The sequence below is a fragment of the Microbacterium paraoxydans genome, from assembly GCF_019056515.1.
Lineage (GTDB): Bacteria > Actinomycetota > Actinomycetes > Actinomycetales > Microbacteriaceae > Microbacterium.
In genome coordinates this window covers 222056-245170 of record NZ_CP064873.1, presented here as the reverse complement: position 1 = coordinate 245170, position 23115 = coordinate 222056, and the positions used below count along the sequence as shown (strand labels likewise).

The following is a 23115-nucleotide window of genomic DNA, read 5'->3' as shown; positions in this document are numbered from 1 at the left end:
CGTGCCCCGCCCGACCCGTCGTGCGCCCCGCGCCCCCGTCCGCATCGTCCACCTCGGCCTCGGGGCCTTCCATCGGGCGCACCAGGCCTGGTTCACCGCGCACGCCGACCCCGGGAGGGAGTGGGGCATCGCCGCCTTCACCGGCCGCTCCCCGGACCAGGCGGCCCTGCTCGCCCGGCAGGACGACGTCTACACGCTCCTCACCCGCGGCGCCGACGGCGACGGGATCGAGACCGTCGAGAGCATCGTCGCGGCGTACGAAGGTGCCGACACCGATGCGCTGCGCGACCTCCTGGGTCGCCCCGAGGTGTCGATCGTCACGCTCACGGTGACAGAGAAGGGCTATCGGCTCGCCGCCGACGGCCGCCTCGACCGTGACGACCCCGATGTCCGGGCCGACCTCGCTCTGCTGGCGGCGGCGCTCGGACCGGACGCCGCGCCTGTGACCCCCGGTGCGCTGAAGACGATGCCCGGACGGCTGCTCTGGGGACTGGACGCCCGCCGTGGTGCGGTGCCCGACGCCCCGCTCGCCCTCGTCCCCTGCGACAACCTCGACGCGAACGGCGCGGCGCTGGAGCGGGCGCTCATCGACGCCGCGACCGCTGTCTCCCCTCAGCTCGCCGCGTGGATCGGGCAGCGGATCGACATCGTGAGCACCGCGGTGGACCGCATCACGCCCCGTGTGACCCCCGCCGACGTCGCGGCGTTCCAGGCGCGGACCGGGGTCGACGACGACGCCCTGGTGATCACCGAGCCGTTCCACAGCTGGATCCTCACCGACACCTTCCGCGGCGCGCGTCCGCGCTGGGAGGACGCGGGAGCCCTGTTCGTCGCGGACATCGCGCCGTTCGAGAGACGCAAGCTGTGGATGCTGAACGGCGCCCACTCCCTGCTCGCATACGACGGGCTGATCCGCGGCCGGGAGACGGTGGCGGAGGCGATCGCCGATCCCTCCGGCGCGGCCGGGGTGCGGGCGCTGTGGGACCTCGCCGAGGCCCTCCTCCCCGACGCCGATCTCGACCTCCCCGGTTACCGTGCCGCGCTGACCGCCCGCTTCGCCAACCCGGCGATCGCGCACCGGCTCCGCCAGATCGCCGCCGACGGCAGCGTTAAGCTGCGCGCCCGCGCGGTGGACCCCCTCCGGCTGGCCCTGGCGCGGGGCGTCTCCGGCGCGGCCGCCATCCGGCTCATCGATGCGTGGATCCGCTTCGTCGTCGCGGAGGTCCGCGCGGGCCGTCCGCTCGACGACGTCGCCGCGGACGAGCTGGCCCGCCGGGCCGCGGTCGCCGACCCGCCGCACGCCCTCCTCGAGCTGCTCGCACCAGACCTCGCAGCCGCGGACGTCCGGCTCTCGCCCGTCCGCCCGTAGCGTTCCGGCCCCGGACACGCCGGAGCCGCCGACCCCGCGAGGCCGGCGGCTCTCCCGCGGATCAGCCCTTCACTGCTCCGGCCATCATGCCGGCGCCGAGCCGGCCCTGGACGAAGAGGAACAGGATCACGACGGGGATCGAGATGAGCGTGGCGCCCGCCATGATCCCCGCCCAGTCGGTGGCCGACAACTCGCTGCTGAAAGTCTGCAGCCAGAGGGGCAGCGTGGCGTTGCCTGGCTTGGTCATGACCACGAGGGCGAGCGTGTACTCATTCCACGCCTGGAGGAACGAGAACACCGAGGCCGTCACGATACCCGGGCCGAGCAGAGGGAGGGTGACGCGCACGAACGCCCCGAACCGGCTGCAGCCGTCGACCATCGCGGCCTCCTCGAGCTCCGCGGGGATGCCGTGGATGAAGCCGCGCAGCAGCCACACCGTGAACGGCACGACCGTGCCGATGTAGAGCAGCGAGAGTCCTCCGACGGTGTTCAGCAGGTTCCAGCCGTCCAGCATGCGGAACTGGGAGATGAACAGGGCCTCGGTCGGGATCATCTGCACGATGAGGACCAGAAGGATGATGAGGCCGCCGCCCTTGAACCGGAACCGGCTGACGGCGACGGCCGCGAAGAACCCGAAGAGCACCGCGACGACCACGACGACCACGGTCACGCCCGCGCTCATGCCGAGCGCCGACCAGAAGCCGCTGTCGGCGAGGATGCCGGCGAAGCTGTCGAAGGTCAGCGGGAACGGGAAGAACCGCGGCGTGCGCGAGAAGAGGTCGTCGTTGTCGGAGAGCGCCGTGTTCACCATCCAGTAGATCGGGAACACGAGGAGGAACGCGGCCGCGATGGCCACCCCGTTCCAGCCGCGACGCCGGGCGTCGTTGCGGGTGCCGAGGCTGCGCCGGGAGCGCGGGGGCACGACGGCCGGGAGGTCGGTCGTGCGGGGCATGGTGTCGGCGCTCATTCCGCGGCCTCCTTCTGCTGGGCGAACATCTTGGCGATGTACTTCCAGGTGAGCAGCAGGGTGAGGATCAGCACGATGGTGGCGAGCGCGGACGCATCGCCGTACTCGCCCTGCCCGATGCCGATCCGATAGATGTAGGTGCCGAGGAGGTTGGTCTCCTCGATCGAGACGCCGGCCTGCTGCAGCACGTAGATCTGCGTGAACACGCGCAGGTCCCACACGATCTGGAGGAGGCCGACGATCATGACCGCGGGGGTGATGAGCGGCAGGGTCACATGACGGAACCGCGTCCACGGACCGGCGCCGTCGAGCTGAGCCGCCTCGAGCACCTCGTTCGGCACCTGCGTGAGCGCCGAGTGGATCATGAACACGATCAGCGGCAGGCTGCCCCAGATGACGGTGATCGCGGCGATCGTGAACACGCCCATCGGCGTGGAGGTCCACGGGAAGCCGGCCATGTCGGGGAAGCCGATGCGGGCGAGGATCCAGTTCACGAGACCGTAGCGGGCGTCGAACAGCCACTGCCAGATCACCATCGTCACGAGCGCCGGGGTGGCCCACACGAGCAGCAGGGTGACCTGGAGTGAGATGCGGGCCCAGCTGCTCACCTTCGTCAGCAGCAGCGCGAGAAGCATGCCGACGACCATCGACAAGGACGCGCACACCGCGCAGAACAGCACGGAGCGGAAGAACACGACCCACATGGCGGGATCGGTGAGGATCCGGCCGTAGTTGGCCAGTCCGACCCACTCCGGCTCCGCGCCGAACTGCTGGGCAAGACCGAACTTCTGCAGCGACATGAGGAACTGCTGCAGCAGCGGCCAGCCGAGGGCGATCACCACCGCGGTCAGCAGCGGCGCGATCAGGAGGTACGGCAGCAGCGCTCCCCGCCCGCGGCGCGAGCGCGTGCGAGGAGCGGCCGCCGACGGAGGCGCCGCGGGGGCGGCCTCGACGTCGATCACGGGAGTGGCCATCATCAGTCGGCGTTGAGGGTGTCTTCGATCTTCGCGCCGATGCGCGCGACCACCTCGTCGATGTCCTCGCCCTTGGCGATCGCGGAGTAGAGGTCGACCGGGATGTTGTTGCCCTCGACGATCGCCCAGTTCGGCGCGGCGGGGGTGAGGCGGCTGGTGTCGGCGATCTGCTGCTGCAGCTCGGCGGGCACGATCCCGTCGGGGATGGCCGACGCGAATGTCGTGTTCCCCGGCACCCAGCCGGAGTCCTCGGCGAGCTGGGTCATGAAGTCCTCGCTGAGGATGAGCTTCATGGCCTTCTTCGCGAGCTCCTGCCGGGACGACTTCGCGGCGATGCCGACGTTCGAGCCGCCGAGGAACTGGTGGCTCTCCCCTCCTGCCTCCGCCGGCGGCAGGGCCATGACGCCTGTGACGTCGGCGAGCTCGGGGGCGATGCTGTCCTGCGCGAAGACCCGGTAGGAGAACATGGCGACCTCGCCGTTGTTGTACGGCACCCAGGGGTTGCCGGCGGTCTCCTTGGCGTCGAGCGCGCCGAGGGACGAGTCCTGCCAGAGGGTCTGCATCTGCGTCAGCGCGGCCTTGGCCTCCGGGGTGTCGAGTCCGCTCACCCACGCGCCGTCCTTCTCCTCGGCGTAGTTCGCGTCATGCGAGAACAACCAGCCTTCGAGGCCGTGCACGTCGACGACGGGGAAGTACATGCCCTTGAAGCCGTCGACGCCGTCGGGGTTGGCCTTCTGCACGGCCGCGGCGGCCGCCACGAGGTCATCGAGCGTCTCCGGTGCCTCGACGCCCGCCTTCTCCAGCAGGTCCGTGCGGTAGAACACCACGCTCGTTCCGGCGTAGAGGGGGTAGGCGTAGGTCTTGCCGTCGAGAGTCGCCTGGTCGACGAAACTCGGGATGAGGTCGTCGCCGCCGACCTCGTCGTACAGGTCGGAGATGTCGGCGAGCGCGCCCACATTGGCGAACGTCGCGGTCTTGGTGTTGCCGATCTCGACGATGTCCGGGGTCTCGGAGGCGCTGGCCAACGAGGTCTGCAGCCGCGAGACGATGTCGTCCCAGGGCTGCATCTCGACGGTGAGAGTGGACCCGGGGTTCTGCGCCGCGAACTCCTCTTCGAGCCACGCGACGGCGTCGTCGGACACCGAGTCCTGCATGAGCCAGACGCGGAGGTCTCCGCTCTCGGCGTCGCCGTCTCCGGCGTTGCCGCTGCCGGAGCTGCAGCCGGTGACGGCCAGCACCGCGGCCAGTGAAGCGGTTGCCGCGATCAGGGTGCGTCGTGCCATTCTCGTTCCTCCATGGTCTTCTTCGACGGTCACCGACAGGTGTCCGATGAACGGGTGGATCAACCGGATCTCACGCTAACGTGCAATCGGTTGCATTACAAGGGCTTCTTCGGGGAAGAGGGTGTAACAGTTGTGTTTCTCTTGTGTTTCCGGGTGTCCGGCGGGCCGCTGACGCGCATCCTGCCCCGAGAACAGCACCCGACCGTGCGGCGCCCTGCACCGCGTTGCAGGCTCAGGCGACGGGGGCCGTCACCGCGGTCGCGACCTGCGCGAGCACCTGGACGGGTGCCAGCAGCTGCGCATCCGGGATCGGCCTCTCCCCGGTCTCCAGCATCCGGGCGAACGCGTCGACCCCCGGCTGCACGTAGTCCGCGCCCAGCACGATGTCGCGGCTGAGGACCCCGTGTCCCCCGACCGCGGTCGCCCGGAACGGCACCTGGCCGTCCCCGTCGGGGCGGATGAACTCCAGCGTCACCAGCACCCCGTCCACGCGGTACCGGGCGACCACTCCCCCGGGGAGCAGCCGGACGTCCACGTCCTCCGGCTCACCGGGCACCAGTCGCTGTGCGACGTCGGCGATGTGGATGCCGTAGAAGAAGATGCCGCTGTACGGGCTCGCGGCATCCGCCGGTCCTGTGACGGTGAGCGTCTGGAGCTCGCCGATCCCGTCGAGGCCGTCGGCGAGCGCGTCCGTGTCCGCCACCCAGCGCAGCGCCGAGGACGACGTGAGCGGGGTGCGCCCGCGGGCGGCCGCGGCGATGATCTCCTCCGCGTCCGCGACGCTCGCCGCGAGCGGCTTGTCGACCCACACCGGGGTACCCGCCTCCAGGAACGGCACGGCGAGCGCACGGTGCCGCGCGCCGTCCCGGGAGGTGACGATGAGGGCGTCGATCGCGCCGTGCAGTTCGGCCGGGTCCGCGACGATGCGGGTGATCCCGCCGAGCGCCGCGAGCTCCCTGGTGCGCTCCTCCTCGCCGGCGACGAGCGCGACCACCCGCACCGGCACGGCGGCCGGCTGCTCGACGTTGAGGTAGCGGATGATCTCCTCGGCGTGGCTGTTCTCGATGCCGACGATGGCGACGTCTCTCGTTCTCATGTGTCTCATCCTCTTTCACTCGGCGAGGTCGACGGGACGACCGGTGCGGGCGGACTCGTAGACCGCGAGCACGACCTGCAGTGCACGGCGGCCGTCGTCGGTGGTGATGGCCGGTCGTCGCCCGGTCCGGATCGCATCGATCACGTCGAGGTACTGCCGGCGGTGTGCCATGTCGACGTCGCTCCACCCCTCGGGGACGTCATGCTCGACGAGGGTGTCCGCGGCCGGCGCAGGCGCGGTGGCGGAGGCGAAGAACGACAGCCCGTCGTTCTCCATCACGGCGGTGCCGGCTGATCCGTGCACCGCGAGGCGGACCGGGAGTCCGGGGAACGCGGCGGTGCTCGCGAGCAGCAGCCCGATCGCGCCGCTCTCGAACGCGATCACCGCGCCGGCGACGTCCTCCACCTCGATGCCGTCGTGCGCGAGCCGTCCCGTCCTGGCGCTCACCGAGACAGGCGTGCCGAGCATCCACAGCAGCAGATCGAGCGCGTGGATGCCCTGGTTCATCAGCGCCCCGCCGCCGTCGATGGCCGCGGTTCCGCGCCAGTCGCCCGACTCGTAGTACTCCTGGGGGCGGAAGAACGCCGACTCCACGACCCCGGAGGTCACGCGGCCCAGCGCGCCCTCGTCGATCGATCGACGCAGGAACGAGGCGACCGGCTGGAAGCGGCGCTGGCTGATGACCGAGACCGTGCGGCCCGAGGCGCGCTCGGCCGCCTGAACCCGATCGGCGGCCGCGAGGGTAACGTCGATCGGCTTCTCGACGATCACGTCGACGCCCGCGTCGAGGGCCTCGACGACCGCGTCCGCGTGGAACGCACTGGGCAGGCAGACGGCCGCCACGTCGATCCGCTCGGTCGCGTACGCCGCGGCGGCGGAGGCGTGGAAGGGCACCCCGTACTGCGCGGCGAGCGCACGCCCTCTGCTCTCGTTTACGTCGACGACGGCGGCGAGCTCTCCGGCGCCGTCGAGCGCGGCGACGAGGCGGGCATGGACCGCGCCGATCACCCCCGCGCCGACGATGGCGATGCGCAGCGGTTCGGTCATGAGGACTCCTGTCGTCGGGACGCGACGTCGGGAACGACGCCGTCGGCGGTGCGCGACCAGGGGAGCGCGACGCCGCCCTGGTCGGCGGACTTCTGGGCGAGGAGGGCGAGGCGGGTCGCCGCGAGCGAGTCGCGCGTGCCCACCTGGGGGGTGCGGCCGGCGGCGAACGCGTCCAGCGCCTCCTGGGCGGGGCGGAGACCGGCCGGCAGCTCCAGCTCGCGCGTCGGGCGATCGTCGGTCGTGACCTCCACACGGCCGCGGGCCCAGAAGATCTCGGCCGTGCCGCGGGTGCCGACCAGCCGCAGACCGTAGTCGCCGTGCACGTCGGAGGCCCGCGGCGTCAGCCAGCTCACCTCCGCCGTGACCACCGTCCCCGGGGTCGTGAGGGTCGCCGCGCCATACCGGGGGAAGAGGTCTTCTCCGTCGAGCGGGGCGGACACGACCCCGCGGACGACGCCCTCGTCGGCGGGCGCGAACAGCAGGGCCGCGTCGAGGTCGTGGACGGACAGATCGCCGAGGATGCCGCCGTACGCCGCGGGATCGAAGAACCAGGCCGGGCGCTGGTCGCGGTTGAGCTTGTGCGGACCGGAGGAGGTGATGCCCACGATGTCGCCGAGCTCGCCGGAGCGGACGACCGCGAGCGCGGCCCGCGTCTCGGGGTACCCCCGCTTCTCCAGCATGAGGTTCACCGTGCGGCCGGTCTGGGCGGCCGCCGCCGCGATCGCGTCGAGTTCGGCGACGGACGTGCACAGCGGCTTGTCGGCCAGCACGTGAGCGCCCGCGCGGAGCGCGGCGACGACCTCCGCGCCGCGGCCGCCGTAGATACCGGCGATCACCGCGACGTCGACGCCGCGGGCGAGGAGGTCGTCCGCGTGGTCGACGGCGGGGACGCCGAACCGGGCGGCGTGCCGCTCGGCGATCTCCCGATCCGCGTCCTGCACGCCGACGAGCTCGAATCCGGCGCGGTCGGTGCGGGCCAGCTCGTCGAGCACGTAGTCGACGTGCGGATGGGCGGCACCGATGATCGCGATCCGAGGCATGGGCGACAGTGAATCATGCGACCGGTTGCACTGTCAACCGCCGCTCAGCCCTGCGGCGGGTGCGCGGCCTCCGTCGTCGCGCGCACCACGAGGTGGGTGGCGATGGTCACGCGCGCATCGGATCGCTGGCCGCTCGCGAGCACCCCGAGCAGCAGCTCCGCCGCCGCCTCCCCGGCCGCGGCGGACGCGGCGGAGATGGTGGTGAGGGCCGGATGCGTCCCCGAGGCCAGCGTGTCGTCACAGCCGATCACGCTGATGTCCCGCGGCACGTCGACTCCCCGCAGGGCCAGCCCCGCCATGACCCCCTGCGCGACCACGTCGTCGAAGGCGATAACGGCCGTGGCACCGGAGGCGAGGATGCCGCCGACCGCGTCGCGCCCGCCGGCCGAGCTGGGGCGACCCAGCTCCTGCACGATCACCTCGAGCCCGACCCGCGTGGCCGCGCGATCGAGGGCCGCGCGGCGCTGCTGATCCGACCACGACTCCCGCGGCCCCGACAGGTACACCACGCGCGCATGACCCAGTCGGTGCAGGTGCGCCACCGCCTCGTCGAGCCCGCCGCTCGGGTCGATGAGCACCCGGGCCAGGCCCTCGATGTCACGATTGACCAGCACGACGGGGCGCGCGGCGTCGAGCTCCCGGATGCGCTCCTCGTCCAGGCGGGGTGCGGCGAGCACGAAGCCCTCGACCTGCGCGCTGAGGCGGGAAGTCAGGTTCGCCTCGCGGTCGGCGATCTCGTCGGAGTCGCCGAGGAAGACCGCGTACCCCTCGGCGTCGGCGAGCGTCTGCACGCGGCGCACGAGCGGAGGGAAGAACGGGTTGGCGATGTCGGGAACGACGACGGCCACGTTGCCGAAGCGACCGGTCGACAGCGCGCGCGCCGCATGGTTGACGACGTAACCCAGCTCGTCCGCCGCGGCCTTGACCCGGCGGACCGTCTCGGGGTTGAGCAGTTCGGGGCGACTGAACGCACGCGACACCGTCGACCGGGAGACCCCGGCGACCCGCGCGATGTCGCCGATCGTCACGGAACCCGACGGCGTCTTCCTGTTGGCTGTCACGTCACACACACTAAGCCCGCCTGCGGTTGCGGCGCGCGTGTCGGCGTCCGCGTCCGCCCGGCGCCCAGGGGTGGGTGCCGTCTCGTCGGTCCGCGTCGAGGGCTTGACTTTGCAAGCGGTTGCATTACGCTGGCGGATCATGAGCACGACGACGTTCGCCCTGCACGCCCATCCCGACCGCATCGCGATGGGCGCTGCCGCCGCCCGATCCGCGGCGCAGACCCTGCGCGAGGCCGTCGCCGCCCGCGGCTCGGCGCGGATGATCGCCGCCGCGGCCCCCAGCCAGCTCGACGTGTACCGCGCGCTCGCCACCGAGCCCGAGGTGCCGTGGGACCGCATCACGATCCTGCACATGGACGAGTACCTGGGGCTCGACGCCGCCGCACCGCAGCGATTCGGCACCTGGCTGCGCACCCACCTCGTCGACGTCGTGCACCCCGCCGCGTTCCACCCGATGCACACCGAACGCGGCGCCGCGGCGGCCGCGGCCGAGTACGCCGAGCTGCTCGCGGAAGCACCGATCGACCTGGTCTGCCTGGGCATCGGCGTGAACGGCCACATCGCCTTCAACGACCCGCCCGACGCCGACCTCGGCGACCCGTGCCCCGTGCGCACCGTGCAGCTCGACCTCGCCAGCCGCGTGCAGCAGGTCGACGACGAGTGCTTCGACACTCTCGACGCCGTGCCCACGCACGCGCTCACCCTCACCATCCCCGCCCTGCTCGCCGGCGCGCACCTCGTGTGCGCCGTCCCCGACGCGCGCAAGGCCGAAGCCGTGCGCGCCCTCGTCGAGGAGCCGATCAGCGCCCGCTGGCCGTGCACCGTGCTGCGCCGCCACTCCTGCTGCGAGGTGCACGTCGACCGCGACGCCGCCTCCCTGCTGCACCCCGCCCGGGTCGAGACCGCGCAGGCGGCGCGATGACCGCGCTCACCCTCCACGGACGGAACGCCCTCGGCACCGGCGGACTCGACGTCGTCGTGGAGCACGGCCGCATCGGCGCCCTCACCCCCGTCGCCGACCCGGGCGACGGGGCCCCGTGGATCGGTCCCGGGCTCATCGACCTGCAGGTCAACGGGCACCGCGACGGCGACGCGAACGCAATCGTCCCGGACCCGGCGCACATTATCGCGATGGCCGCGTCGCTCGCGGAGCACGGGGTGACCCGCTTCCTCCCCACCGTCATCACAGCCTCCGCCGACGACATGGTCGCCCGCATCCGCGCCGTCGCCGCGGCCGTGCGCACCTCCGCCGCCACCTCCCGCGCGGTCGCAGGCATCCACGTCGAGGGCCCCAGTCTCTCGGAGCAGGACGGACCCCGCGGCGTGCACCCGCTCGCACACATCCGCCCTCCGTCCCTCGCCGAGCTGCAGTCCTGGCTCGACGCGGCCCCCGGACTCCTGCGCGTCGTGACGCTCTCCCCGCACCACCCCGGCTCCGTCGAGGCGACCCGCTTCCTCGTCGCCCACGGGGTGCGGGTCGCCGTCGGACACACGCACGCCTCCGACGCCGAGATCGCCGCGGTCGTCGATGCGGGCGCCACCCTCTCCACGCACCTCGGCAACGGCGCGCACGCCGTGCTCCCCCGTCATCCGAACTACCTGTGGACCCAGCTCGCCGAGCCCCGCCTCGCCGCGGGGGTGATCGCCGACGGCCACCATCTGCCGGACGCGACCCTCGCGACCATGATCGCCGCCAAGCGCGACCACGGCCTCTTCCTCGTCAGCGACGCCGTCGCCACCCCGGCGGCCCTCCGCGACGGTGGCGTCTCCACAGTCGGCGGCGGCGTGCACCTCGCCGACGACGGCGCCCTGCGCCACCTCTCCACCGGATTCCTCGCCGGCTCCGTGCAGACGCTCGACGTCGGCGTGGCCACCGTCGCCCGGCTCACCGGCTCACTCGCCACCGCGATGCGCCTCGCCACCGCGGCCCCCGCCGCCGTGCTCGACGACGGGCCGCACTGGCGACCGGGCGCCCGGGCCGACGTGCTGCTCTTCGACTGGCGGCCCGGCGACACCCGCATCACCCCGCTCGAGGTGCACATCGCCGGCGAGCTCATCCAGACCACGACCGGCGCACCGGCCTCGGGAGGCATCGCATGACCATCGACAAGGCCGAGGTGATCGTCACCAGCCCGGACCGCAACTTCGTCACGCTGAAGATCACGACCGCGGACGGCGTCACCGGACTCGGCGACGCGACGCTGAACGGCCGGGAGCTCGCCGTCGTCGCCTACCTCCGCGAGCACGTCGTCCCCCTGCTGCTCGGCGCCGACGAATCCCGCATCGAGGACACCTGGCAGTTCCTCTACCGCGGCGCGTACTGGCGCCGCGGCCCGGTGACCATGGCCGCCATCGCCGCCGTCGACATGGCCCTGTGGGACATCAAGGGCAAGGTCGCCGGACTCCCCGTGTACCAGCTGCTCGGAGGCTCCTCCCGGGGCGGCCTCCTCGCCTACGGACACGCCTCCGGCAAGGAGCTCCCGGAGCTGTTCGACTCGATCAGGGCGCATCAGGAGCAGGGGTACCGGGCCATCCGCGTGCAGACCGGGGTGCCGACCCTCCGCGCCATCTACGGGATCGCCGCCCAAGGGGCCGACGTCGGCGACGCGACCGTGCGGTACGACCACGAGCCGGCCCGCCGCGGCGCGCGCCCGGTGGAGGAGGACTGGGACACCGGTGCCTACCTGCGGCACCTCCCCGGAGTGTTCGACGCGGTGCGCCAAGAGTTCGGACCGGACCTGCCGCTCCTGCACGACGGCCACCACCGGATGACCCCTATCCAGGCCGCCCGCCTCGGGAAGGACCTCGAGCCGTACGACCTCTTCTGGCTGGAGGACTGCACGCCGGCCGAGAACCAGGAGGCCCTGCGGCTCGTCCGCCAGCACACCACCACGCCCCTCGCGATCGGCGAGATCTTCAACACCGTCTGGGATTTCAAGGACGTCATCCGCGACCAGCTCATCGACTACGTGCGCGGAGCGGTCACCCACATGGGCGGCATCACCGCCCTGAAGAAGACCCTCGACTACGCCGCGATGTACCAGATCAAGTCCGGCATGCACGGGCCGACCGACATCTCGCCGGTCGGCATGGCGGCCGCCATGCACCTCGGACTCGCCATCCACAACTTCGGCATCCAGGAGTACATGCGGCACGGGACGCGCACCGACCAGGTCTTCCAGCAGTCGTTCACCTGGACGGACGGCTACCTGCACCCCGGTGACGCCCCCGGTCTCGGCGTCGCGCTCGACGTCGATGAAGCGGGGAAGTACCCGTACGCCCAGGCCTACCTGCCGTACAACCGTCTGCTCGACGGGACGGTCCACGACTGGTGACATCTCCGCGGCCGATCGTCGTGATGGGGGTGTCCGGCGTGGGTAAGACCACGGTCGGGCGCGAGCTCGCCCAGCGGCGTGCCGTCCCGTTCATCGACGCCGACGACCTGCATGGGCCGGCCAACGTCGCCAAGATGCGCTCGGGCACCCCGCTGGACGACGCCGACCGCTGGCCGTGGCTCGACCGGGTGGGCGACCACCTCGCGGCCGCGGGCGAGGTGGTCGTCGCGTGCTCCGCCCTGCGGCGGGCCTACCGCGACCGCCTCCGCGCTCGTGCACCCGGGACGTGGTTCGTCAGCCTCGTCGGGAGCCCCGCGCGCATCGCCGCGCAGATCGACGGCCGGACCGGGCACTATATGCCGCCCGATCTCCTGCGCTCGCAGCTCGACACCCTCGAACCGCTGGGCGCCGACGAGGCGGGAGTCGTCATCGTCGTGGACGACGCATCCGCCGTCCTCTGCGACCGGATCGTGCGCGCCCTCCCGTGACCGCGCGGGCCCCCGGCGACCCGCCGTCGCGCAGTAGGCTGAACCCATCATGGACGAGTTCATCCGGGGCTTCTGGAACTTCGCGGGTGACTACTGGTGGCTCGTCTTCCCGATCATGGGCATGGCCGGCGGGGTCGCCAAGGCCTGGGAGCGCGGCTCCAAGCGTCGACACGAGCGCCGGCTGGAGGCCCTGCGCATGAAGGCGCAGGTCAAGACCGCCGAGATCGAGGCGCGCGCGGCCGCCCGGCAGGCGAAGCACGGGGGTCCCACCGTCGTCGACACCACGGCCTCCGTGGCGCCCGACGACCTGCTCGCCCGCCTCTTCGCCGAGCACGATGAGATCACCGCGCGGTGGCTGGACTACGAGCTCGACGTCGCCAAGCTCATCGCCTTCCCCGCGATGAGCGACGGCCGCCAGCCGCTGACGGCCGCCTTCCTGCGCGCGAAGAAGACCGCGGACGCGCTGCGTCCGGCCGCCGCCGACGCGAAGCTCGCGGAGCACCAGATCGCGGAGTACCTGCAGGCCGTCGGCGACTACGCGGTCGCGTTCGAGATCGCGGAGAAGGACGCCCGGCGGCTGCGCGACTCGACGTTCACCGAGGCCGAGCGCAAGCGCCTGGACCGCGCGCAGCAGCTCCTCAAGGTCGCCGTGGACGAGTCGGCGACGCAGTCCGAGCGGAACATCGCGTACAAGCGGGTGCGCGAGGAGCTCGACGGCCTCATCCTGCTCTCCGACGAGGCCGTGACCGTGCTCGAGAAGCAGGTGGCGAAGGAGCTTCCGTCCGCCCCTGCCGCAGCGGCGGATCATGCCGACCCCGTCCCGGAGCCGCTGCCCGTGACCGACCCGCGGCGGACGGCGGAGGGCGCATGACTCCCGAGAACGTGACCGGCCCGGTCGCCGTCCACGCCGAGGCCCCGGTCTGGTGGCCCGGGTGGGGCGGCCTGCGCTGGGTCGACGGCGACGCGGGCGACCTGCTCACCCTCCGCGGCGACGAGATCGTCCGCCAGCACATCGACGACGAGTACCTCGCGTTCTTCCGCCCGCGGACGTCGGGGGGCCTCGTGGCGGTGGGCGCGCGCACCCTGTACCTCGCCGACGGCCCCGACGCGGAGGCCCGTCCCGTCGCGACCCTGCTCGACGACGGCCCGGTGCGCATGAACGACGGCTGCTGCGACCCGCGAGGACGACTCCTGGCCGGATCGATGTCCACGGCCTCCACCGCGGGTGCCGGGACCGTGCTGCGCATCGACGCCGCCCTCGACGTGACCACGGTGCTCCCCCGCGTGACCTCGTCCAACGGGGTCAGCTACTCCCCGGACGGCCGCCGCGTCTACTACGTGGACACCGACACCGGCCGAATCGACGTGTTCGACGTGAGCGAGGGCGAGCTCCGCGGACGCCGGGTGTTCGCGCACATCCCCGAGGACGACGGCGTGCCCGACGGCCTCACGGTCGCCGCGGACGGCAGCGTCTGGGTCGCGCTGTGGGGCGGGAGCCGCGTGCGGGGGTTCGAGCCTTCTGGGACCGTGCGCGAGGACATCGTGCTGCCGGTGCCCCAGGTCAGTGCCTGCACGTTCGGCGGCGACGACCTCGGCACGCTCTTCATCACGACCTCCGCGCAGGGCCTGCCGTCCGATCACGGCACCGCCGCGGGGTCGGTGTTCGCGGTGCGTCCCGGGGCGCACGGCCTCCCGGTCCTCCCCTTCGCCGGCTGACCCGCCCGCGGGGCAGGCGCTCGCGCGGCATCAGGCACTTTCGCCTCCAGCCGCCTGAGCCTGCGCGGATGCCTGAGTACCCGTGGATGCCTGAGCCGCCGGGCGCTCGCGGCACCAGGCTGTCGCACGAAAGCAGGCCCCTTTCCCCTCAGCCGCCTGAGCCTGTGCGCATGCCTGAGCCCGCGCGGGCACCCGGGAGAGACCTCTACCCGGGACACGGTTGCACTCAGCGAAAGGAACCGTGCCCCGGGCACAGGCCTCACCCGAGACGGACCCGCTCCGTGCGCTGGTGCTGGCGGCCGAGTCGCTCGATCTCGATGGTCATCTCGTCGCCGTCCTGCAGGTAGGGGAAGCGTCCGGACAGCGCGACACCCTGCGGAGTGCCGGTGTTGATGACGTCGCCGGGTTCGAGCACGAGGTAGTGACTGAGCTCGTGCACCAGCTGGAGCACGGGGAAGATCATGTCGGCGGTGGAGGAGTCCTGCCGCGGCTCGCCGTTCACGAAGGACCGCAGGCGCAGCGCCTGGGGGTCGACCTCGTCCGCGGGGACCAGTGCCGGGCCGAGGGGGTTGAACGTCTCGGAGCACTTCCCCTTCGACCACTGTCCGCCGGAGACCTCGAGCTGATACGCCCGCTCGGACACGTCGTTCGAGATGGTGTAGCCGGCGATCACGTCGCGCGCGGCCTCCGCGGAGGGCAGGTACCGCCCGGTGCGGCCGATGACGACCGCGAGCTCGACCTCCCAGTCGACCTTCTCGGCTCCCGGCGGCAGGAGCACGACGTCGTCCGGCCCCACGACCGTGTTCGGGTGCTTGAAGAACACCACCGGGTGTGCGGGCGGCTCGGAGCCCGACTCCGCCGCGTGCGCCGCGTAGTTCTGGCCGATGCAGATCACCGCGGTCGGCCGCGCCACAGGGGCACCGACGCGCAGTCCCGCGGTCTCCACCTTCGGAAGCGAGCCGTCGGCGAGTGCCGCCCGCACGCGGGCGATGCCGTCCGCGGCGAGGAAGGCGCCGTCGATGTCACGGGTCAGGGAGCTGAGATCGCGCACCACGCCCTCGTCATCGCGGACGTAGGGGCGCTCCTGGCCGATCGCGCCGAGTCGCAGCAGTTCCATGGGAGTCCTCTCAGCGCGCGGCGGCGAAGGCCGGGTTGACGATGGGCACGGCCTCGCCGGCGAGCGAGCGGATCACGTTCTCGGCGGCGTGCACGGGAAGATCCGCCAGGGCCTCCGGGGAGTACCAGGCGGCGTGCGGCGTGAGCAGCACGGTGTCGAGCGCGCGCAGCGGGGAGCTGCCGGGGAGCGGCTCCTCCGCGAAGACGTCGAGAGCAGCACCGGCGAGCCGGCCGTCGCGGAGCGCCGCGGCCAGGGCGTCCTCGTCGATGAGCGGCCCCCGGCAGGTGTTCACGATCACGGCGTCCCGCTTCATCGTCGCCAGGGCCGCGGCGTCGATCAGGTGGCGGGTCTCGTCCGTCAGCGGCACGTGCAGGGTGAGGATGTCGGCGCGGGCGATCGCCGACGGGATGTCGACGGGCTCGCAGCCTGCGTCGCGCACGGCGTCGTCGGAGGCATACGGGTCGGCCACCAGCACACGGAAGCCGAGCGCCCGACACCCGCGGGCGACGATCGATCCGATGCGGCCGAAGCCGAGCACCGACACGGTGGTGGAGGACGGCCGCACGGCGAGCGGCCGGGCGTCGACGGCCTTCCAGACGCCCTGCCGTACGGCCCGGTCGTAGGCGGAGAGGCCGCGGGCCTGGGTCATGATCATCGCGACGGTGTGCGCGGCGACCTCTTCGATGCAGTAGCTCGGCGTGTTTGCGACGGCGATGCCGCGGGCCGTGGCGGCCTCGACGTCGATCATGTCGTAGCCGATGCCGACACGGCTGATGAAACGGAGGTTCGGCAGGCGGTCCATGAGGTCGCCGTCGATGCGCGCCCACTGCACGACCAGCGCCTCGGCGTCGGCTCCGGCGGCGGCGATGTCGTCCGGGCTCCCGGAGGCGGCCCGCTCGGCACGGAGGCCGGCGGCGCGGAGGGTGTCTTCGATGACGGTCCCGGGGAGGTCGCAGTCGGTGACGAGGATGAGCGGCGCGGTCATGGATGCGATGCTATAGCATCTAGCAACTTCTCGTACAGCGCTGTCCGGAGAGCCGGTTCTTGCTATAGCGTTTAGTTATGACTGTTCGCCGCGCACTCGTCACGGGCGCCAGTTCCGGCATCGGAACCGCCGCCGCCCTCGAACTCGCCCGCGAGGGCGTCGCCCTCTGGATCACCTACGCCGGACGGGAGGCCGAAGCCGCACGCGTGGCGGAGGAGTGCCGCGCCGCGGGCTCGCCGGACGTCCATGTGTCGCGCCTCGACCTCCGCGACCCCGACTCCATCACGGCGCTCATCGCCGAGATCACGGACGCCTGGGGCGACCTGCACGTCCTCGTCAACAACGGCGGCGTCTGCCCCTACACCCCGTACCCCGAGATCGACATCGAGGAGTGGGACTTCGTCCTGGAGACGAACGCCCGCGGCACCTTCCTGCTCACCCGCGCGGCGCTCCTCCTGCTCCGGGCCGCCGACGGCGACCGCTCGGTCATCAACATCGCCTCGATCGCCGGGCAGGTCGGCGCGCTGCAGACGGGCATCCACTACGCGGCCAGTAAGGGGGCGATCCTCGCGATCACCCGCAGTTTCGCCCGGCACCTCGCCGCCGAGGGCATCCGCGTCAACGCCGTCACGCCCGGCCCGGTCGCCAGCGCGATCACGGATCAGCTCCAGGGCGAGGGTCGCGCGAAGCTCGAGTCGGGCATCCCGCTCGGTGCGTTCGGGCAGCCGGAGGACGTCGCCTGGATCATCGCGTCGCTCGCCTCGGAGCGGGCCCGCTTCATCACCGGAGCCACCTACGACGTCAACGGAGGAGTTCGCATTGACTGACCGCACCGCCCAGGACCGTTCTGCCCTCGACACCGTGCAGGCGCAGCTCGACGCCTTCAACGCCCACGACCTCGACGCCTTCGTCGCGACGTATGCCGACGACGCCGTGGTCACCGGGGTCGCGGCGGAGCCCCTCGTCGGGTCGGCTGCGATTCGCGCCTTCTACGAGCCGCGGCTGCAGAATCCGGAGCTCTCCTGCGTGATCGACACGAGCGTCCTGTTCGGCTCCCGCTGGGTCGTCGCGCAGGAGCGGGTCATCAACGCCGGCGTCGCCACGGAGACCATCGCGACGTTCGACGTGGTCGACGGCGTGATCTCGCGGGCGTCGATGCTCAAGGCCTGACCCGCTTCGAATCGCCCGATTGGCTGTATTTCCGGCCGAAATGGGACCAGTCAAGCGATTCGAAAGGGGTCAGTGGTGCTCCGGAAGCACCGGAGACGACCAACCGGGGTCGCGGCCGAGCTGTGCGGCGCGGGAGACCGAGGCGGAGCCGTAACGGTCGCGGAGCGTGTCGAGCACGGTGTCCAGACGGGATTCGTCGTCCCAGTCGATCGGCAGCTCGGGCGGGACGCTGTCCGCCGCGTCGAGCTGGGTGAGCGAGAGACCGAGCAGGGTGATGCCGCGACCACTGATCTCGGGCTGCGCCGCGGCGAGGAGCGTGCGGGCGACGGCGAGCAGCAGCGCGGTGCGGTCGGTCGGCGCCCGCAGCGACCGCGAACGGGTGGCCTTCGCGAAGTCGCCGAAGCGCAGCCGCAGCACCACCGTCCGGCACACGCGGTCGCCGTCGCGGAGTCGCCGCGCGAGCCGGTCGACGATCTGGGTGAGGATGACGTCGAGCTCTTCCGGCGACCGCGGACGGACGCCGAGCGCCCGCTGCGACCCGATCGATCCCCGGCGCCTGGTCGTGTCCACGGGGCGGGGGTCTCGCAGGCGGGCGAGAGCATGGACGTGCGCTCCGGTCGCCTTACCGAGCATGCGCTCCGCGGTCGCGGCCTCGAGCTCCGCGAGCTGTCCGACCGTGCGGATGCCGTAACGGTGCAGCTTCTCCGCCGTCACCGCGCCGACTCCCCAGAGCCGCTCGACGGGGAGCGGCAGCAGGAACTCCTCCTCCTGGTCGGGCTCGACGACGAGGAGTCCGTCGGGCTTACTCACCGCACTCGCGACCTTGGCGAGGAACTTCGTGCGGGCGACGCCGACCGAGATCGCCAGGCCCGCCTCGGCGCGCACGCGCTCCCGCAACCGCATGGCGATGGCCTCGGGAGTGCCGGCGATGCGTCGCAGGCCGCCGACCTCGAGGAACGCCTCGTCGATGGAGAGCCCTTCCACGAGCGGGGTGGTGTCGCGGAAGATGCGGAAGACGTCTTTGCTGGCCGCGGAGTAGGCCTCCATCCGCGGCGGCACGACGACGGCGTCGGGGCACAGCTCCCGCGCCTGCCGGCCGCCCATCGCCGTACGGACGCCCCGCGCCTTCGCCTCGTAGCTCGCGGCCAGCACGACCCCGCCGCCGACAATCACCGGACGCCCGCGGAGCTCCGGCGCATCACGCTGCTCGACCGAGGCGTAGAACGCATCGAGATCGGCGTGCAGAACCGTCGCTTCCCCGCGCATCCCGTTCTCCCGTCGACGAGCGGATCGTCGCACGGACCGGGGACATCCGCGTGGCCGGAGTTCAGGAGGCCGGGGGCGCCTCGAACCGCTCCCGCAGCGCGGGGTCGAGCGTGATGTCCCCGAACGACGCCGTCCACGCTCCGTCGACCGCGATGGACTGTCCCGAGAGGTAGGGGGCCTCGTCGGAGAGCAGGAACGCCGTCACCGCGGCGACCTCCTCCGCACGGGCGATGCGTCCCATGGGCGGACCCTCCGCGAGCAGGCGCTCCTCCGCCGCAGGGTCGGCCGCCCGCGCGATCTGCGCCTCCAGATGCGGAGTGCGCACGCCGCCCGGCGCGACGGTGTTCGCTCGTATGCCCAGTCCGCCATATGTCACGGCGACACTGCGGCTCAGGGCGTCGATGCCGCCCTTCGTGAACTCGTAGGCCGCGTGGTCCACGAAGCTCGACCGCCCGTGGATCGAGCCGATGTTCACGATCGCCCCGCCGACGCCCTGATCGAGGAACGCGGACACGGCGGTCGAGCAGCCCCAGAGGTAGCCGAAGCCGTTGATGTCGACGATCTCGCGCACGACCGTCTCGTCGAGCTCGTGCAGCGGCGTGCGCTTCGTGATTCCGGCGTTGTTGACCCAGCCGGCCAGCGGAGCCCTCGCGCGCGCGGCGGCGGCGGCACGCTCGTGGGCCGTGCGGTCGGAGGCGTCGCCGAGCACGACCTCGGCGACGATGCCCTCCTCCACGGTCCCGGAGCCGGGCGAGCGTTCGAGCCCGACCACGATCCAGCCGTCGGCGGTGAGCCGCGCGGCCACCGCGCGGCCGATGCCCTTGCCGCTGCCGGTGACCACGACGCTGCGCGGGGAAGGTGTCATGTCAGTCCCTCTCGAAACGGAAGACGGCGGGATCGAGGCCGAAGCCGAGCCCCGGAGTCGCGGGGGGCGTGACGGTGCCGGCGAACTGCGGCCCGCCCGTGACGAACGAGGGCGCGGGGTCGTAGGGATTCACCCCGCGGGCGAAGGTCTCCACCTGGATGCCGAGGTGGGCCGTGACCTCGGGGTACACGTGTCCGGACACCGGGACGCCGCGCTCTGCCGCCCAGGCGATGAGCTCGCGCGCGGGGGTGATGCCGCCGATCGCCACGACGTCGAGGCGCAGCGCGTCGACCTCGCCGACCTCGACGAGAGCCCGGAGCACGGCGGGGTCGGTCACCTCGTCGCCCACCGCCACCGGCAGCCCGGTCTCCCGGCGGATGCGGGCGACACCGGCCGCATCCTCGGGGAGCAGCGGATCCTCCAGCCAGGCCAGGCGGGGGGCGCCCCACTGCGCGACCTCCGCCACGGCGGACTCCGCGTCGGGCCAGCCGAAGCCCACATCCACCACGAGTCCGGTCGATGACGGCAGCTCGGCGCCGAGGATCGCGAGCAGCTCGCGCATGTATGCCGGATCGGGAATGCGCGAAATCTTCACCTGCGCCCAGCCCTCCGCCTGCGCGAGCACCTCGTCCGCGACCTCCCGCGGCGGGCGCTGCGGAGACGGATACGCGGCGACGAGCATCCCCTCCCGCGGGGCGTCACCCGTGCCGAGCAGGGTCCACAGCGGCACACCGGCGCGACGGGCCGCGATGTCCCACAGGGCGATGTCGACGAGGCCGATCGCCCGCCGCACGAGTCCCACCCGTCCGACGATCGCGCTGCCGCGGAGCATCCGGTCCCACGCGGCCGCCGGGTCGTCGGCGTCGAGCCCCACCGCGTGCGGAGCCACCAGGCGTTCCACGATCTCCGCCATCGGGGCCTCGCGCGACAGGCAGTAGGCGACCCCGGTGGTGCCGTCGTCCGTCGTCACCTGCACCGCGGAGTACTCCCGCCGCGTGACCGTCATCGCGCCGAGCTGCAGCGGTGCCGGGAGGGGGAGGACCGCGGTGGCCGTGTCGATCCGGGCGACGGTGGTCATTCGGGCTTCTTCGCGAGGGGCACGCCGTAGTCGACCATGAACCCGCCGTCGACGTACAGGGTCTGCCCGTTCATGTAGCGCGACTGGTCCGACACGAGGAAGCTCACGGCCGCGGCGATCTCACTCGCGTCGGCCAGGCGCTTCGCGGGGATGCGGGACAGGATCGTGTCGAGGCTCAACGTCCCCTGCTCGACGCCCTGCCGGAACACTCCGGTGTCGACATAGCCCGGGGCGACAGCGTTGACACGGACACCGCGCGCCGCCCACTCCGCTCCGGCCGTCGAAGTGAGTCCGATGACGGCGGCCTTGGTCGTGGCATACGGCGCCCGCCCCGCGGAGCCTCGCGAGGAGATGGAGGAGATGTTGACGATGCGGCCCTCACCCCGGTCGAGCATGCGCTTCCCGGCAGCCTGGAGCGCGGAGAACACCCCGTGCAGGTTCACGTCCACGACCGCGGACCACTCGTCCCACGTGAGGTCTTCGATCCCGCGATGCCGCTGGATGCCCGCGTTGTTCACGAGCACCTCGAGGGGCCCGAGCTCCGCCTCGATCTCGCCGAAGACCCGGTCGACGGCGGCATGGTCGGTGACGTCGAGCTCCCGCCACAGGATCCCGGCGGGGTTCTCGCCCGCGGTGAGCCCGGGGACGCGGTCGGTCGCGACGACGAGATACCCGTCCGCGGAGAGCCGCTGTCCGATCTCCCAGCCGATGCCGGCCGAGCCTCCGGTGACGATGGCGACGGGGCGCGCGGTCATGTCTCTCCTCTACCTCGGGGATTTGCTATAGCAACTCTATCCCGTTCGAATCGCGCAACTGGTTCGATTTCGGCCGGAAATGGAGCAAAGTGGGCGATTCGAACGGGGGCCTACCCCAGCAACCCGGCAACGACCGACACGGCGTGGGACTCCAGGAGCTCCAGGGCACCGGGGGCCAGGGGCGTCTGCCAGGACTGATAGGCGCCGCGGTCGTAGGCCTCGCGGGTCGGGAGATACACGAACCCCGGGCCGTTCGTGAGGTTCATCACCACGATCGGCGTCTCCGGGAACCGCTCCCGCAGGGTCGTCTGCAGCCGCGAGTACGCCTCGCCCGGATGCCCCACGATCACGGCGTCTCCGAGCCGCCAGGCCCACACCGGATGCGACACGGTCGGACCGTCGATGTAGCCGTCACGGAGGTTCCGCGCCCGTCCGAGGCGCTCCTCCCGCGACCGGGGGTCGATGTCCTTCCACTCCTCGGCGAGCTCGTCCAGGGTGGGCAGGTCGCGCAGCGGCAGCTCGACGGCCGAGACGACTCCCGCCGCCCCGTCGCCGCCGTCCGCGGGGTCCCGGTCCAGATCGCGAGCGGAGCCCCCGACTCCACGACGCCGTCCAGCGTCAGCTCCTCGCCGGGGACCGGGAGCCCGTCCAGCGCCGCGAGCACCGCGTGCCCGAGTGAGCGTCCGTGCCGGTCGGCCACCGCGACGTCGCCGGTGTACTGCTCCCGAGGGGCCAGCTCGCCCGAGGCCCCCTGCACGAACAGGCACGGTGCGCCGGTCGCCGCCTCCACGATCTCGCGCATCGCGCCGACGTAGTCCGGGGACACCTCCCGGTGCTGCCAGGCCAGGGTCGTCGGATGGCACGCGTAGTTCACGAGCGTCGCCCGCACCTCCCCGTCGATGCTGATCCGGCCGATCGCCACGGTGTCGTCGGCGGTGCCCTGGGGGTTGTAGCCGACGAGCGCGCGGCCGTCGAGGTCGAGTTCCCGCTCCGCCGCGAGGGTGCAGGTGCCCGCGGTCCACTCGATCAGTCCCGGTCGGGCGGTCTCCAGCGCCTCGCGCCCGGCGGCGATGCCCGCGGCAGCAAGGGCCTCCAGATACCCGGGGATGAGTTCCCCGCCCGGCAGATGCGCATCCGCGGCACAGAGCACGGCCCCGGCGTGGGTGTGCGAGAGGGAGAGCATGAGCTGATCGGGCGCGAGGCCCAGACCGTCGAGGATGGCCCCGCGCACGCCCTGCTCATCCGCGACTCGGCGCCACCACGTGCCGTCCACGGCGAGCAGCACCCGGGGCCGCTCGTCCGCGGCCACCACCGCGAGCGCGGTCAGCTCGAACGGCCGGTGCGCCCCCTCGGAGCGCTCCCAGTCGGCCGGGCCCCAGTTCTTGGCGCGGATGCCGACGGGCGGCGTGATGTCGCGCCGGGCGACGCCGATGCGCGCCCGCGTGCGGGGGATGCGGATGCGGTCTCCGAGGTGCGTCGCCGCTGCGGTGTCGTTCACGCCTG

Annotated in this window: 24 protein-coding genes; 9 read left to right on the top strand and 15 right to left on the bottom strand. The window is 72.3% G+C overall.

The window, feature by feature from the left end:
- The first annotated feature begins 1 nt into the window (after position 1).
- Positions 2–1369 (top strand): mannitol dehydrogenase family protein, encoded by a 1368-nt coding sequence (locus IZR02_RS01200; RefSeq protein ID WP_025104111.1) that lies wholly within the window; start codon positions 2–4, stop codon positions 1367–1369.
- 61 nt (positions 1370–1430) lie between these two features.
- Here the strand turns inward: IZR02_RS01200 and IZR02_RS01195 are convergent, their stop codons facing one another.
- The 7 genes from IZR02_RS01195 to IZR02_RS01165 all read right to left on the bottom strand — a co-directional run bounded on the left by IZR02_RS01195 (position 1431) and on the right by IZR02_RS01165 (position 8837).
- Positions 1431–2336 (bottom strand): carbohydrate ABC transporter permease, encoded by a 906-nt coding sequence (locus IZR02_RS01195; protein ID WP_025104112.1) that lies wholly within the window; start codon positions 2334–2336, stop codon positions 1431–1433.
- Positions 2333–3313 (bottom strand): carbohydrate ABC transporter permease, encoded by a 981-nt coding sequence (locus IZR02_RS01190; protein ID WP_025104113.1) that lies wholly within the window; start codon positions 3311–3313, stop codon positions 2333–2335. The genes IZR02_RS01195 and IZR02_RS01190 overlap by 4 nt, the downstream gene beginning before the upstream one ends.
- Positions 3313–4593, bottom strand: coding sequence for an extracellular solute-binding protein (locus IZR02_RS01185; protein WP_025104114.1), 1281 nt, complete (start codon positions 4591–4593; stop codon positions 3313–3315). The genes IZR02_RS01190 and IZR02_RS01185 overlap by 1 nt, the downstream gene beginning before the upstream one ends.
- A gap of 232 nt (positions 4594–4825) precedes the next feature.
- Positions 4826–5689, bottom strand: a complete 864-nt coding sequence (locus IZR02_RS01180; protein WP_025104115.1) for a Gfo/Idh/MocA family oxidoreductase — start codon at positions 5687–5689, stop codon at positions 4826–4828.
- Positions 5690–5704: 15 nt separating this feature from the next.
- Complete coding sequence (locus tag IZR02_RS01175) at positions 5705–6736, bottom strand: Gfo/Idh/MocA family protein (protein ID WP_025104116.1); 1032 nt, start codon at positions 6734–6736, stop codon at positions 5705–5707.
- The gene (locus tag IZR02_RS01170) at positions 6733–7776 is read right to left on the bottom strand and encodes a Gfo/Idh/MocA family protein (RefSeq protein ID WP_025104117.1); all 1044 of its coding nucleotides are present in this window, start codon (positions 7774–7776) and stop codon (positions 6733–6735) included. The genes IZR02_RS01175 and IZR02_RS01170 overlap by 4 nt, the downstream gene beginning before the upstream one ends.
- Before the next feature lie 44 nt (positions 7777–7820).
- Entirely contained in the window at positions 7821–8837 is a 1017-nt protein-coding gene (locus tag IZR02_RS01165) for a LacI family DNA-binding transcriptional regulator (RefSeq protein ID WP_025104118.1), read from the bottom strand.
- 139 nt (positions 8838–8976) lie between these two features.
- Between IZR02_RS01165 and IZR02_RS01160 the strand changes: the two genes are divergently transcribed.
- The 6 genes from IZR02_RS01160 to IZR02_RS01135 are packed head-to-tail and all read left to right on the top strand — an operon-like array spanning position 8977 to position 14376.
- On the top strand, positions 8977–9759 hold the full coding sequence (locus IZR02_RS01160) for a 6-phosphogluconolactonase (protein WP_025104119.1): 783 nt from the start codon (positions 8977–8979) through the stop codon (positions 9757–9759).
- On the top strand, positions 9756–10937 hold the full coding sequence (locus tag IZR02_RS01155; protein WP_025104120.1) for an N-acetylglucosamine-6-phosphate deacetylase: 1182 nt from the start codon (positions 9756–9758) through the stop codon (positions 10935–10937). Before IZR02_RS01160 ends, IZR02_RS01155 begins: the two co-directional genes overlap by 4 nt.
- Positions 10934–12172 (top strand): D-mannonate dehydratase ManD, encoded by a 1239-nt coding sequence (gene manD / locus IZR02_RS01150; protein WP_062766088.1) that lies wholly within the window; start codon positions 10934–10936, stop codon positions 12170–12172. The genes IZR02_RS01155 and manD overlap by 4 nt, the downstream gene beginning before the upstream one ends.
- Complete coding sequence (locus tag IZR02_RS01145) at positions 12169–12660, top strand: gluconokinase (protein WP_025104122.1); 492 nt, start codon at positions 12169–12171, stop codon at positions 12658–12660. The genes manD and IZR02_RS01145 overlap by 4 nt, the downstream gene beginning before the upstream one ends.
- A 49-nt stretch (positions 12661–12709) precedes the next feature.
- Entirely contained in the window at positions 12710–13531 is an 822-nt protein-coding gene (locus tag IZR02_RS01140; RefSeq protein ID WP_025104123.1) for a hypothetical protein, read from the top strand.
- Complete coding sequence (locus IZR02_RS01135) at positions 13528–14376, top strand: SMP-30/gluconolactonase/LRE family protein (RefSeq protein ID WP_025104124.1); 849 nt, start codon at positions 13528–13530, stop codon at positions 14374–14376. The genes IZR02_RS01140 and IZR02_RS01135 overlap by 4 nt, the downstream gene beginning before the upstream one ends.
- Positions 14377–14635: 259 nt before the next feature.
- On the opposite strand, the gene IZR02_RS01130 is transcribed toward IZR02_RS01135, so the two are convergent.
- Positions 14636–15493: a fumarylacetoacetate hydrolase family protein gene (locus tag IZR02_RS01130; RefSeq protein ID WP_025104125.1), complete on the bottom strand. Its 858-nt coding sequence runs from the start codon at positions 15491–15493 to the stop codon at positions 14636–14638.
- 10 nt (positions 15494–15503) lie between these two features.
- A complete protein-coding gene (locus tag IZR02_RS01125; protein WP_025104126.1) occupies positions 15504–16478 on the bottom strand; it encodes a C-terminal binding protein in 975 nt (324 codons plus the stop codon).
- A gap of 77 nt (positions 16479–16555) precedes the next feature.
- Here IZR02_RS01125 and IZR02_RS01120 point away from each other — a divergent pair, with 77 nt between their 5' ends.
- The gene (locus IZR02_RS01120) at positions 16556–17305 is read left to right on the top strand and encodes an SDR family NAD(P)-dependent oxidoreductase (protein ID WP_025104127.1); all 750 of its coding nucleotides are present in this window, start codon (positions 16556–16558) and stop codon (positions 17303–17305) included.
- Positions 17298–17648 carry a nuclear transport factor 2 family protein gene (locus tag IZR02_RS01115; RefSeq protein ID WP_025104128.1) on the top strand — a complete coding sequence of 117 codons (351 nt, stop codon included), beginning with the start codon at positions 17298–17300 and terminating at the stop codon, positions 17646–17648. The genes IZR02_RS01120 and IZR02_RS01115 overlap by 8 nt, the downstream gene beginning before the upstream one ends.
- A 69-nt stretch (positions 17649–17717) precedes the next feature.
- Here the strand turns inward: IZR02_RS01115 and dinB are convergent, their stop codons facing one another.
- The 6 genes from dinB to IZR02_RS01085 form a co-directional block, all read right to left on the bottom strand.
- Complete coding sequence (gene dinB / locus IZR02_RS01110; RefSeq protein ID WP_025104129.1) at positions 17718–18914, bottom strand: DNA polymerase IV; 1197 nt, start codon at positions 18912–18914, stop codon at positions 17718–17720.
- Between the two features lie 61 nt (positions 18915–18975).
- Complete coding sequence (locus tag IZR02_RS01105) at positions 18976–19779, bottom strand: SDR family NAD(P)-dependent oxidoreductase (protein ID WP_217316545.1); 804 nt, start codon at positions 19777–19779, stop codon at positions 18976–18978.
- Position 19780: 1 nt separating this feature from the next.
- Entirely contained in the window at positions 19781–20857 is a 1077-nt protein-coding gene (locus tag IZR02_RS01100) for an enolase C-terminal domain-like protein (RefSeq protein WP_025104131.1), read from the bottom strand.
- Positions 20854–21612: an SDR family NAD(P)-dependent oxidoreductase gene (locus IZR02_RS01095; RefSeq protein WP_025104132.1), complete on the bottom strand. Its 759-nt coding sequence runs from the start codon at positions 21610–21612 to the stop codon at positions 20854–20856. The genes IZR02_RS01100 and IZR02_RS01095 overlap by 4 nt, the downstream gene beginning before the upstream one ends.
- 110 nt (positions 21613–21722) lie before the next feature.
- The gene (locus IZR02_RS01090; RefSeq protein ID WP_217316544.1) at positions 21723–22001 is read right to left on the bottom strand and encodes a hypothetical protein; all 279 of its coding nucleotides are present in this window, start codon (positions 21999–22001) and stop codon (positions 21723–21725) included.
- Positions 21959–23110: a hypothetical protein gene (locus IZR02_RS01085; RefSeq protein WP_217316543.1), complete on the bottom strand. Its 1152-nt coding sequence runs from the start codon at positions 23108–23110 to the stop codon at positions 21959–21961. The genes IZR02_RS01090 and IZR02_RS01085 overlap by 43 nt, the downstream gene beginning before the upstream one ends.
- Between the last annotated feature and the right edge of the window lie 5 nt (positions 23111–23115).

Bases quoted from the DNA above. Each gene is read 5' to 3' on its own strand.
- IZR02_RS01195 (WP_025104112.1), bottom strand. From the start codon at position 2,336: ATGAGCGCCGACACCATGCCCCGCACGACCGACCTCCCGGCCGTCGTG.
- IZR02_RS01190 (WP_025104113.1), bottom strand. From the start codon at position 3,313: ATGATGGCCACTCCCGTGATCGACGTCGAGGCCGCCCCCGCGGCGCCT.
- IZR02_RS01185 (WP_025104114.1), bottom strand. From the start codon at position 4,593: ATGGCACGACGCACCCTGATCGCGGCAACCGCTTCACTGGCCGCGGTG.
- IZR02_RS01180 (WP_025104115.1), bottom strand. From the start codon at position 5,689: ATGAGAACGAGAGACGTCGCCATCGTCGGCATCGAGAACAGCCACGCC.
- IZR02_RS01175 (WP_025104116.1), bottom strand. From the start codon at position 6,736: ATGACCGAACCGCTGCGCATCGCCATCGTCGGCGCGGGGGTGATCGGC.
- IZR02_RS01170 (WP_025104117.1), bottom strand. From the start codon at position 7,776: ATGCCTCGGATCGCGATCATCGGTGCCGCCCATCCGCACGTCGACTAC.
- IZR02_RS01160 (WP_025104119.1), top strand. From the start codon at position 8,977: ATGAGCACGACGACGTTCGCCCTGCACGCCCATCCCGACCGCATCGCG.
- IZR02_RS01155 (WP_025104120.1), top strand. From the start codon at position 9,756: ATGACCGCGCTCACCCTCCACGGACGGAACGCCCTCGGCACCGGCGGA.
- manD (WP_062766088.1), top strand. From the start codon at position 10,934: ATGACCATCGACAAGGCCGAGGTGATCGTCACCAGCCCGGACCGCAAC.
- IZR02_RS01140 (WP_025104123.1), top strand. From the start codon at position 12,710: ATGGACGAGTTCATCCGGGGCTTCTGGAACTTCGCGGGTGACTACTGG.
- IZR02_RS01135 (WP_025104124.1), top strand. From the start codon at position 13,528: ATGACTCCCGAGAACGTGACCGGCCCGGTCGCCGTCCACGCCGAGGCC.
- IZR02_RS01130 (WP_025104125.1), bottom strand. From the start codon at position 15,493: ATGGAACTGCTGCGACTCGGCGCGATCGGCCAGGAGCGCCCCTACGTC.
- IZR02_RS01125 (WP_025104126.1), bottom strand. From the start codon at position 16,478: ATGACCGCGCCGCTCATCCTCGTCACCGACTGCGACCTCCCCGGGACC.
- IZR02_RS01120 (WP_025104127.1), top strand. From the start codon at position 16,556: ATGACTGTTCGCCGCGCACTCGTCACGGGCGCCAGTTCCGGCATCGGA.
- dinB (WP_025104129.1), bottom strand. From the start codon at position 18,914: ATGCGCGGGGAAGCGACGGTTCTGCACGCCGATCTCGATGCGTTCTAC.
- IZR02_RS01105 (WP_217316545.1), bottom strand. From the start codon at position 19,779: ATGACACCTTCCCCGCGCAGCGTCGTGGTCACCGGCAGCGGCAAGGGC.
- IZR02_RS01100 (WP_025104131.1), bottom strand. From the start codon at position 20,857: ATGACCACCGTCGCCCGGATCGACACGGCCACCGCGGTCCTCCCCCTC.
- IZR02_RS01095 (WP_025104132.1), bottom strand. From the start codon at position 21,612: ATGACCGCGCGCCCCGTCGCCATCGTCACCGGAGGCTCGGCCGGCATC.